Annotated in this window: 10 protein-coding genes; all 10 read right to left on the bottom strand. The window is 38.4% G+C overall.

The features are described from left to right. Positions 1-86: 86 nt before the first annotated feature. Positions 87-1,271: an aminotransferase class I/II-fold pyridoxal phosphate-dependent enzyme gene (locus DTK66_RS05600; protein WP_191668030.1), complete on the bottom strand. Its 1,185-nt coding sequence runs from the start codon at positions 1,269-1,271 to the stop codon at positions 87-89. 191 nt (positions 1,272-1,462) lie between these two features. Further along, the gene (gene rpoD, locus DTK66_RS05595) at positions 1,463-2,605 is read right to left on the bottom strand and encodes an RNA polymerase sigma factor RpoD (RefSeq protein ID WP_153931285.1); all 1,143 of its coding nucleotides are present in this window, start codon (positions 2,603-2,605) and stop codon (positions 1,463-1,465) included. A 1-nt stretch (position 2,606) separates the two neighbouring features. Continuing rightward, the gene (dnaG, locus tag DTK66_RS05590; protein ID WP_191668029.1) at positions 2,607-4,475 is read right to left on the bottom strand and encodes a DNA primase; all 1,869 of its coding nucleotides are present in this window, start codon (positions 4,473-4,475) and stop codon (positions 2,607-2,609) included. 136 nt (positions 4,476-4,611) lie between these two features. Continuing rightward, positions 4,612-6,690, bottom strand: coding sequence for a glycine--tRNA ligase subunit beta (glyS, locus tag DTK66_RS05585; RefSeq protein ID WP_191668028.1), 2,079 nt, complete (start codon positions 6,688-6,690; stop codon positions 4,612-4,614). A gap of 1 nt (position 6,691) precedes the next feature. After that, entirely contained in the window at positions 6,692-7,678 is a 987-nt protein-coding gene (gene glyQ / locus DTK66_RS05580) for a glycine--tRNA ligase subunit alpha (protein ID WP_153931282.1), read from the bottom strand. A 263-nt stretch (positions 7,679-7,941) separates the two neighbouring features. Further along, a complete protein-coding gene (recO, locus tag DTK66_RS05575; RefSeq protein WP_191668027.1) occupies positions 7,942-8,727 on the bottom strand; it encodes a DNA repair protein RecO in 786 nt (261 codons plus the stop codon). Between the two features lie 17 nt (positions 8,728-8,744). Beyond that, entirely contained in the window at positions 8,745-9,650 is a 906-nt protein-coding gene (gene era / locus DTK66_RS05570) for a GTPase Era (RefSeq protein ID WP_153931280.1), read from the bottom strand. Positions 9,651-9,666: 16 nt separating this feature from the next. Next, positions 9,667-10,059 (bottom strand): diacylglycerol kinase family protein, encoded by a 393-nt coding sequence (locus tag DTK66_RS05565; RefSeq protein ID WP_191668072.1) that lies wholly within the window; start codon positions 10,057-10,059, stop codon positions 9,667-9,669. Continuing rightward, on the bottom strand, positions 10,043-10,522 hold the full coding sequence (gene ybeY, locus DTK66_RS05560; protein WP_153931279.1) for an rRNA maturation RNase YbeY: 480 nt from the start codon (positions 10,520-10,522) through the stop codon (positions 10,043-10,045). The genes DTK66_RS05565 and ybeY overlap by 17 nt, the downstream gene beginning before the upstream one ends. An 18-nt stretch (positions 10,523-10,540) precedes the next feature. Next, entirely contained in the window at positions 10,541-11,530 is a 990-nt protein-coding gene (locus DTK66_RS05555; RefSeq protein WP_191668026.1) for a PhoH family protein, read from the bottom strand. Positions 11,531-11,620 lie beyond the last annotated feature (90 nt).

Raw genomic sequence — 11,620 nt, 5'->3', positions numbered from 1 at the left:
ACAAAAATAGGAGTAAGACAGAACTAGCATGCCAGTTCATCTTCTCCTAGGGTAAAGGACTAAATTTCTTCAGTCGAATTTTTAAATTATGATAAGTCCTCTAAAAATTCACCAATTCGTTTTAGAGCTTCTTTTAAGTTCTCGTCAGATGATGCATATGATAGGCGAACGTAACCATCGCCCCCCTTGCCGAAAGCACTTCCTGGTGTTACACCAACCTTTGCTTGTACTGCTAACTGCTTGGCAAAAGTAACATCATCTTTACCAAACTGTGCTGGAATTTTGGCAAAAAGATAAAATGCCCCTTCTGGAGTTAACATTTCAAAGCCAAGATCCTTTAATCCATCAACAAGTAAATCCCGGCGGTGTTGGTAAATCTTACGGAATTCCACTGGATCATCCAAACCATTAGTCAACGCTTCAGCGGCTGCTGCTTGAACATTATTAGTTACTGTTGTGACAAGAAATGCGTGCATCTTAGAAATGTTAGTCATGATTTTTGCAGGCGCAGCAACATATCCTAGCCGGTATCCCGTCATTGCATGGGACTTTGAGAGCCCAGAAATAAAAATTGTCCGTTCAGGAATCATAGTAGCAATTGAATAGTGTTCAACTCCATATACTAGCTCGCTATAAATTTCGTCAGCGATTGCATATAGGTGATGTTCTTTAATTACGTTAGCTAATCCTTCTAAAACTGCTTTGGGATATTCACGACCAGTCGGATTACTTGGATAGTTAAGGATTACTGCCTTTACTCCTTTACCTTCTTTTTCCAGAACTTTTTCTAGTCGTTCTGGAGTTAAGACAAAATTATCTGCTGATGTGTCAACTTGAATTACAGTCGCCCCCGTCATTGCAATCAACGGGAAGTATAGTGAAAAGACTGGTGTTGGGACAACAACCTTATCGCCTGTATTCAGCAAAGAAAACAAAGTTGCGTCCAAAGCTTCGGTTGCGCCGACTGTAGCGATAATTTCGCTTTGTGGGTCATAATATACATCCCGTGTTTTTTGAATATAATCACTAATTGCCTTAAGTAATTCTGGCTTACCCATTTGTGGGGCATAGTGCGAGTCATCTTCTTCGATGCTTTTGATTGCGGCCTGTTTTACATGTTCCGGAGTTGCCATATCTGGTTCTCCTAATGTTAATTTAATAATTCCAGGAATTTTTGAAACTTCTTTATTGAATTCACGGATTCCCGATGGTGCTAAAGCATCTAACTTATGACTCACAGTTCCATATAAATCAGCAGATAATTCTGGCATTGTTCGATCTCTCCTCAATTAATATAATTCCTAATTACCAAAAACGCTTTATAAAAATTTTACCCGAACAATCAGTGCAATTCAACACAAAATTAAGTTTTTTCTAATTTAGATTAAAGAAAATTAAAAATTGACTTAAGATAATTAAATCTAATCCTAAGCCAATTTCTTCGTCTATATTAATGAATGAGCTATTCTAAGAAATCTTTTAATTGCTTTGAGCGTGATGGGTGGCGTAGTTTACGCAATGCTTTTGCTTCAATTTGCCGAATACGTTCACGTGTAACGCCAAATACTTTTCCAACTTCTTCCAATGTCCGTGTCCGTCCATCATCTAAACCAAAACGAAGGCGCAGAACATTTTCTTCACGGTCTGTTAACGTATCTAGAACATTTTCAAGTTGCTTTTTCATCATCTCATAAGCAGCGTGATCTGCTGGACTAGTCGCGTCTTGATCTTCAATAAAGTCTCCCAAATGAGAATCATCTTCTTCGCCGATTGGTGTTTCAAGAGAAACCGGTTCTTGAGCGATCTTAAGAATATTACGAACCTTTTCCGTTGGCATATCCATTTCCGCTCCAATTTCTTCTGGGAGCGGTTCCCGGCCAAGATCTTGGAGTAACTGACGCTGAATTCGAATTAGTTTGTTAATCGTTTCAACCATGTGAACCGGAATCCGAATAGTTCGCGCTTGATCTGCAATCGCTCGCGTAATGGCTTGCCGAATCCACCAAGTAGCATATGTTGAAAATTTAAATCCACGCCGGTAATCAAATTTTTCAACTGCCTTCATCAACCCCATGTTACCTTCTTGGATCAAATCAAGGAATTGCATTCCCCGACCAACATAGCGCTTTGCGATTGAAACGACTAATCGGAGGTTGGCTTCTGCTAATTCTTGTTTAGCAACCTCATCCCCTTTTTCAATCCGCAAGGCGAGCTGGACTTCCTCATCTGCTGTCAACAAGTTAACCCGGCCGATTTCCTTTAAGTACATCCGCACTGGGTCATTAATTTTAACGCCAGTTGGGGCTGATGTATCTTTCATTGCTGATTGCGATAATTTTTCAGTTGCTTTTAATGCTCGTGGATCAGGATCACCATTTTCATCAACAACACTAATCCCTGCATCTTCAATATTTTGAAGTAAGTTATCGATACCATCAGCATTCAATTCAAATGGTTTTGCAATCTTAGTAGTTAATTCATCATACTCAATTTCCTTTTGCTTCTTGTAAGTACGAATTAACTTACCAACTGCGGTATCGTATTTTTGTTGGTCGAAGTCGGCACTGTTAGAAATAACAATATCTTTTTTCTTGCTCTTTGCCATATTAATTAGTCTCCTCCGTTTTGAGCTGTTGTTGCTGTTTTAATAATTTTATCAACTCTATAGTCAGTTGGGTAGCTAATTCCGTATTATGTAATGAATTAGCTTCTTTTAGCTGCGCTTGTTTGTCAGCAATTTGATCAGCCAGTGGTGTTTGTTGCGTAATAATGTGGATGCAATCATCTATTGCGCGCATATCGACTTGTTGATCAACGTTTAGCTGTTCAATTTGACCTAACGCAGCCTGCAAATCACTTTTATCCAAGTAATCTAAGAAATCCGCCGTTGAGTATGAGCCGTTTTCAGAAAAGTAACTCGCCGCCAACAAGTATAATGTTTGGTATTTTTCGTGAACAAAGTGAAAAGCATGATCAGCTGTTACATGCATCCATACTTCACGATCATAAAGCATATACCGCAATAAAATTTGCTCAGCAAGTTCCGTTCGGGTTATCTTTTCTACGCTTCGTTTTTCAATTGGCGTAGGATACCTGCTGTAGTCTTTGCTTTGAGTTTGTGATGGATAGCTCGGTTGATGATTACTAATTCCCAACTGTTGTTGAAGCTGCCGTACCTGTGTTTTTAAGGTTTGCCGGTCTAAATCAAACTCACTTGATAATCTTTGGAGGTACATGTCCGCTTCTAGGGGAGACTGAACATGTGCGACTACTTTTAGGGCCTGATTTAAATACGTCATGAGTTCATTTTGATTATTAAGATTTTTTCCATTCCTCAAAAAACGCAAATAAAAATCAGTAGTAGTTTCTTCTTGATTGGTCAAGTAATTATTAAATCGGTCAGCCCCATATTTTTGCACATATTCGTCTGGGTCAATACCTGCTGGAAGCTGGACAACCTTTACCTGAAGCTGCGATGGTCGATGATCATTTACTAAACTAATGGCCCGATCAATTGCATTTTGTCCTGGTTCATCACCATCATAGCAAATATCAAGTTGATTGGTGGCACGTCCAATAATTGACACTTGTTCTTCGGTAAAACTCGTCCCCATCGAAGCAATTCCATTAGTCACACCAGCTCCGAAAGCTGAGATTACATCCATAAAGCCTTCGAATAAATATAATTTGCCAGTTTTACGGGCACTTTTTTTGGCAACATCTAAGTTAAACAATGTCCGCCGCTTATTAAAGATGGGTGTTTCAGGACTATTTAAATATTTAGGTAAATCAGTCTTACTAGTATCCAATAACCGCCCAGAGAAAGCAATTACTTGTCCTTGCCCGTTTTTAATTGGATAAATAACCCGGTCAACAAATCGGTCGTTTAACGCCCCTTGTTGATCTTCACTAAAAAGGCCGCTTTTACGCATTAACTGATAGTCTATTTTTTCTTGCTCAAAAAACGGTTTTAATATCCGCTGATCTGGTGCATAGCCTAAATTAAACTGGTCAATCAGCTCCTCACTCATTCCCCGTTTTTTAAGATAGTTAAGCGCCGGCTGCCCCGCTGGTGTATTTAACAAGATATGATGATATAATTTTGTGGCTTTTTCATGAAGCGTTAGCAGTTGTCGAATTTCATTATTAACAGGCTGTTTAGGCTGAGTATTGATATACTGTTCTGGAATCTCAATATTACGATCAGCAGCGACTTCTTTAACAGCCTCAATAAAATCAATATGTTTTAATTCCATTAAAAATTGGAATACATTTCCACTCCGGTGACAACCAAAACAATAAAAAAATTGTTTTTCTTCATTTACTGAAAATGATGGTGTCTTTTCTTCATGGAATGGACACAATCCCGTTAAATTTTTCCCAGCTTGATGTAGTTGAACATAGCGGCCAATTACATCACCAATATCAACAGAATTTCGTATCTCATCAATAACGTCACGCGGTATCCTCGCCATTGAACCACCCCACTCACTTGGTAAGCGAACAGCAACGAAAGGTCGCAACCCAACGGAATGCGACCTCCACTACATATATCCATAATTCACTAGTATATATAATACCACAAGTTTTTAGTAAAACAATCAAAACAACTTATTTTACAATTAGGTTATCTAAGTTCCCGATTAAAGCAGCTTGATTTGCTAAAATACTTAATTGGGTCAACCGGTTGTTACGGATATTTTCATCTTTATCCATAATCATATTTTCATCAAAGTATTCGCTAATAACCGGGGTTAATTCACGTAGGGCAGCAAAGTTTTCACGCATAGAACGTTCTGCCGCCTTATCTACTAGTTCAGAAACAGCAGCATACATCTTACTTTCAGACGGATTTACAAATAATGATGGATTAACTGACATCTCACCAGTTGTCTGCTTAGCTTTCTTGGCAATTCGCAATACCCGCGTAAGAGCTTCAATATCTTCCTTGAAGGCTTCATCGTCCTTACGTTCATTAATCGTCGCAACTGATTCAAGAATATTAGCAATATCATCTTGACGAGTATCAGTAGCTGCTTCAATAATATCATGACGAATCTTTTGCCCATGGAATAGTTGTTTAACCCGGTCTAAGAAGAATGAGCGGACATCGTTGCTATTTTTATTCAAATCAAAGTTAACCTTAACATCCGCCTCACTTAATGCAGCGATAACTGCTGATTGGATGTTTAGCAACGGTAAATGCCATTCCCGATCTGCAATAATGCGCACAATTCCAAAAGCTTGGCGCCGTAAAGCATATGGGTCATTAGAGCCGCTCGGAATCATATCAACCGCAAAGAAGCTTAAGATACTATCAAGTTTATCAGCAATAGCTAAGGCCGCCCCAATTTTCGTTTGTGGCAATTCGCCTTCTGCTGAAATCGGCATATAGTGCTCACGAATAGCTGTTGCTACATCGTCTTTTTCGCCAAATAACTTAGCATAAATTTCACCCATAATACCTTGAAGCTCCGCAAACTCTCCAACCATTTGCGTTGTAAGATCAAATTTATAAATGTGCGCAGCACGGTCTAAGTCTGCTAATTCTTCATCTGAGAAATTAAGCTGTTGGCCAAGTAAACGGGCAATAACTGCTACACGTTGCATCTTGTCATACATTGAACTAATTTTGTCATGGAAACTAACTTTCTTAAGACGCTCAACGTACTCATTAATGGTTAATTTTTGGTCTTCTTGATAGAAGAATTGGGCATCTTCTAACCGTGGCACAAGTACCCGTTCATTCCCTTTAATAACATTATCAAGATAATCAGTATTACCGTTCCGAACTGAAATGAAATGTGATAATAGTTCGCCGTTTTGATCGCGAACACAGAAGAACCGTTGATTATCTTTCATGGAAGTAATCAAAACAGGATCAGGTAATGCTAAATACTTTTGATCAAAATTACCCGCAAAAGCAGTTGGCCATTCAACAAGATTATTAACTTCTTCTAATAAATCAGCATCCCAGTCTACTTGCCAATCATTTTCATTAACAATTTTTGTAATTTGATCCTTAATTAAGTCCTTACGCTTGGCTTGATCAGCGATAACAAAATCATCATGAAGAACATCCTCATAATCATCAGCCCTAGCAATATCTACTGGATGGCCTAAAAAGCGGTGGCCTAGGGTAGTTCGGCCCGCTTCGACATCAAGAATCTTAAATGGTACTACTTCGTCATTTAGTAATGATACTAACCAACGAATTGGACGAATGAATTGTAAGTTATTGTAGCCCCACTTCATTAAGGTTGGGAAAGTCATTGCAGTAATAATTGCTGGAAGCCCTTGAAGAACCTCCGCTACTGATTTACCTGCGATATGTTTTTCAACAAAAACATATTCAACACCCTTAACATCCTTGAATTCAATATCATCAACCGTGGCACCCTGCCCACGGGTAAAGCCAATCGCTGCTTTAGTCCAATTTCCATCAGCATCTTGAGCAATTTTTTTAGCTGGTCCCTTTACAGATTCATCAATATCAGGCTGTTTGTCGCTTAAACCATGAATCAATAGTGCCATTCGACGTGGAGTAGCAAACTCTTGAATTTCATCAAAAGTAATTCGTTGTTCTTCTAAGTACTTGGCAACCCGTTCGTGTAATTGTTTAATGCTTGGCGTTACAACATGGGCTGGCATCTCTTCTACTCCGACTTCGAGTAAATATGAATTAGCCATCTTATTTGTCCTCCTTTTGTGCCTTCTTTGCAGCCTGTTTAGCTGCTCGTTCTTTTGCTTTTTCTGCTTTCTTTGTATATTCATCGACAGTCTTTTGACGGACTTTTTCATCATGAATCAATGGAAAGCCACGTTTTCGTCGTTCTTCAACAAATGCCTTTGCAATCGATTTTGCCATAATACGAATTCGGTGAAGGTAGCCTGCCCGTTCCGTAACAGAAACTGCTCCTCGTGCATCTAATAAATTAAAGGTATGACTACACTTTAGGACATAATCATATGCTGGGTGAACTAATCCTAACTTGATTAACCGTTTTGCTTCTTTTTCATAGTCATTAAAATCTTCTAGAAGCATATCTTGGTTACTCTCTTCAAAGGCATATTTTGAGTGTTCATATTCTGGTTCTTGGAAGATATCACCATATAAAACACCATCGGCCCATTCAAGCTCATAGACCGAATCGACATTTTGGATATATTCAGCTAATCGTTCCAACCCATAGGTAACTTCCGCGGCAACTGGACTCATAGGTAATTCACCAACAACTTGGAAATAAGTAAACTGGGTAACTTCCATCCCATCAAGCCATACTTCCCAACCAACACCGGCACAACCCATTGAAGGATTTTCCCAGTTATCTTCAACAAAACGAATATCGTGTTCTAAAGGATCAATACCAAGTTTTTTTAAGCTACCAAGGTATAATTCTTGGATATTATCTGGTGATGGCTTCATCAATACTTGGAATTGGTGATGTTGATAAAGACGATTGGGGTTTTCACCATAACGGCCATCTGCTGGTCGTCGTGATGGTTCAACATATGCCACATTCCACGGTTCTGGTCCAATTGCCCGTAAGAAGGTATAAGGACTCATCGTTCCAGCACCCTTTTCATTATCATATGCCTGCATTAACATACAGCCTTGGTCAGCCCAATATTGTTCCAGTGTAAAGATAATATCTTGCACCGTTAATTTTTTCGTCATATTTCTTTCTCCTTTCAAAGAAAAATCCCTACAGTATCTAAAAATAGTCATAGATACTGTAGGGACGAAGTGATTCGCGGTTCCACCCTACTTTTTTACATTTCTGTAAAACAGCTTAGTTTCGTTGGCTGGTAGAGTGCCGAAAGATAAATTTTTAAGGCTCTCACTATCCCTCAATCGCTGCTAACTATTATCTTATAATCTCCGTCATTGCCGATATTCAATTAAATACGCTATTATCATAGAAAAATATTCATTAAATGTCAATCACCCAATGAAAACTTTCCAATATTTTGTTCCCACTTATGCATTTGTTTGATAAAGCGCTTTGATTTCAAGTTTAATCCCACTTGATTATCATAAATCGTGTCAAGGACTAACTGTAAACGTTGCTTTGTCTGCCCATTGATCCGAATTGAATTAAGTTTTTGTAAGTTAATGCGGGCAAATTGTTGCAAATAATAAACCGTCTTACGATCAAGATACATTCGATGATCGTCTAAATACCAATGATTCTGACAGAGCATTCCCCCATACTTTTCCGAAAAGTCAAGGGGAATATCGTTCCGCCCGCAAACCGCGCATTGGTCCCATAATGGAGCAACCCCAAAAGCAACCAGTAGTTGAGTCTCAATTATATTTGTTACGACCTGTTCATCACGCCCCTTATCTATCAAATCAAGGGCCGCTGCTACTTGATTAAACCATGCCCCAATACTTTTACCATCCTTAAATGCACTATCTACTAGAGCCAAAATATAAGTAACATAGGCATTTTTATTAATATCACTGGCCACGTTTTTATATTGTGTAACATCACTAGCAGTATTAATAAAACTTAATCCATTATCATCTAAAGAGCCAATATATGTTCCATGACTAAAGGGCAAAATATCTGCAGTCATGCGAAAGCCACGTTTTTTGGCATTTTTAACAAAAAACATTGCAGGACCAATTTTATCGGTAAGCATTTTGATTAATAGATCACGTTCCCGATAATCTTGCCGGTACATAATAATCCCCGTAAATTGCGTGGTTACGCGTGCCATGTAACCACCATCCTCTTTTAATAGTCTTTATTACGGTAACCATAATCCTTTAACATTGCTGATTTATCACGCCAATCAGGGACTACTTTTACCCATAATTGGAGGAATACTTTATCACCAAGTAAACGTTCAATGTCTTGACGGGCCATTGTTCCGATCTTTTTAAGCATCTTGCCGCCTTTTCCAATAATTATTCCCTTTTGACCAGGACGCTCTACAATAATATTGGCTGATATATGAATATGATTTTCATCCTCACGTTTTACCGATGTAACATCAACAGCTACTGAATGAGGTACTTCTTGACGAGTAAGTAAAAAGACCTTTTCCCTAATCATTTCGGCAATAACAAAACGTTCAGGATGATCGCTAACTTGGTCTGCAGGATAATACTGTGGACCATTAGGTAAAATCTTAATTAAGTCATTGATTAAATTATTGACGTTATTTCCTTGCAATGCCGAAATTGGAACAACCTTCTTAAATGGCAAAGCATCTTTGTACTGGTCAACAATTTGCGGAAGATCATTGGGATTTACCTGGTCAATTTTATTTACTACTAGGAAAATTGGTTGGTTAACCTTCTTTAAACGCTCAATAATAAAATTATCTCCAGGACCACGCTTCTCAGTAGCGCTGACAACAAATAAAACTGCATCTACCTCATCTAGTGCAGACAGTGCTGATTTTTCCATAAAATCACCAAGTTTTGTTGCTGGCTTATGGATTCCCGGCGTATCAATAAACACAATCTGAGCTTCAGGACTTGTATAAATACCCTGAATTTTATTTCTCGTTGTTTGAGCAACATTGCTCATAATCGCAACTTTTTGACCAACCACATAATTTAAAAGAGTTGATTTACCAACATTGGGACGACCAATAATAGCGACAAACCCTGACTTATAATTTGGATTATCCATATTAAAACTTCCTATTCTATATAATAGCTAAAAAATGCGGGACAAAAATAACCAATCCTACGATAACGGCAAAAATCGCTGAAATCAAAACACCACCAGCAGCAACATCCTTAGCTTTTTTTACATTCAATTCAAAATGATGATCAACAATTAAGTCTGTGACCGCCTCAGTAACTGTGTTAAGAAATTCTGCCGTAAACACAACAAAAATGGCCAATAAGATCCATAACCATTCCATTGAAGAAATGTGCAAGAAAAATGCCACCAAAATCGCTAAAATAGCCGCTAAGACATGGTAGCGCATATTTCGCTCTTCTTTTAAGACTTCAATAATTCCATCAATTGCATGACCCATTGCTTGAATTAAATGGTGGTTTTTACTTGTTTGTTGCTTATCGCGTGAGCCCATAGTCATCTAATATCTCCCGCTGTAAACTAAACATCTTTTTTTCATCATTCGGATCCTCATGATCATAACCATTCAGATGCAAAAAACCATGAACAGCCAAAAATCCTAGTTCGCGATCAACTGAATGGCCTAAAAATTTTGCTTGTTCGCTGACTTTATCAATAGAAATAAAAAGGTCGCCTAGGCTAACCGGGATTTCTGCTGCTAATTCTGGCTCCATAATAATAGGCGACTCATCCCCTGATTCTTCAGCCGCAAAACTCAAAACATCAGTTGCCCGATCAATGTTTCGATACTGTGCATTTAATTTTTTTATTTCGGGATTATTAACAAATGTTAGCGACATTTCCGTATTTTCGGCTAAAGCAAGCTTTTGGGCAGCAAATTGCAACAGGTTACTAACTAATTCTTGTTGGGCACTTGTTATTTGGCCTTCTGTATGATCAAAAAGTTCAAGTTCCATTACTCTTCCTCTTTTTTCTTATCTTTTTTTAGCTAATTGCTTTGCAGTTTGGTCTTCATATGCCGTAATGATACGGGCAACAACAGGATGTCGAACAACGTCTTCTGCAGTAAATTGAACAAACTTAATAGATTTAATATCTTTCAAAATTCGTTCAGCATTAACAAGACCGCTACGAGTACCATGAGGTAAATCAATTTGTGAAATATCCCCATTTACCACCATTTTAGATCCAAATCCTAACCGGGTAAGAAACATTTTCATTTGCGCATTTGTTGTATTTTGTGCTTCATCTAAAATAACAAATGCCCCGTCAAGCGTTCGCCCGCGCATATATGCAAGAGGCGCAATTTCAATAATTCCACGATCAATTAAACGCTGCGTATGGTCAGCACCAAAAATATCATTAAGGGCATCATAAATTGGTCGAAGATACGGGTCAACTTTTTCCCGTAAGTCCCCTGGCAAAAAGCCAAGACTTTCACCCGCTTCAACAGCGGGACGGGTTAAAATAATTCGTTCTACTTCGCCACGTTTTAAAGCTGCCACTGCCATCGCAACGGCCAAGTATGTTTTCCCTGTACCGGCTGGACCAATGCCAAATGTAATATCATTATGCTTTATCGCATTAACATATTGTCGCTGACCAAAATTTTTCACACGAATAGCTCGGCCGCGACGGTCTTTAATAATCGTCTCACTATATAGATCCGCAAAGTATTCGAGGGTACCGCGATGAGCCATTTTCATCGCACTAACAATATCGGTACTATGAATGCGAATTCCTTGATTCAACAAGTCAATCAACGCTCTAAAAACATCAACCGTTAATTTAACATCTTCTTCTTGGCCAGTTACTTTTAAATTCTCGCCAAAGGGACGAATTTCTACATTCATCCCTTGCTCAATTAAACTCACAAATTTATCTTGGGTGCCCAGTAACCCTACTTCAATTTCTGGACTTTCAATTTGAAAGGTTTGTTCAATCGTCTTTTTTTGTTCTCCCAACTAAACAATCTCCTTTAATTTAGCAGATTTTTATTTACGATAATTATATCATAGCTTATTATTTGATGACATTAAGTCAAATGATGACAA

The organism is Limosilactobacillus walteri, from assembly GCF_014830205.1.
In the GTDB taxonomy this organism is placed as follows: Bacteria; Bacillota; Bacilli; order Lactobacillales; family Lactobacillaceae; genus Limosilactobacillus; species Limosilactobacillus walteri.
The sequence above is the reverse complement of the archived record's forward strand: the minus strand, read 5'-3'. Positions and strand labels throughout refer to the sequence as shown.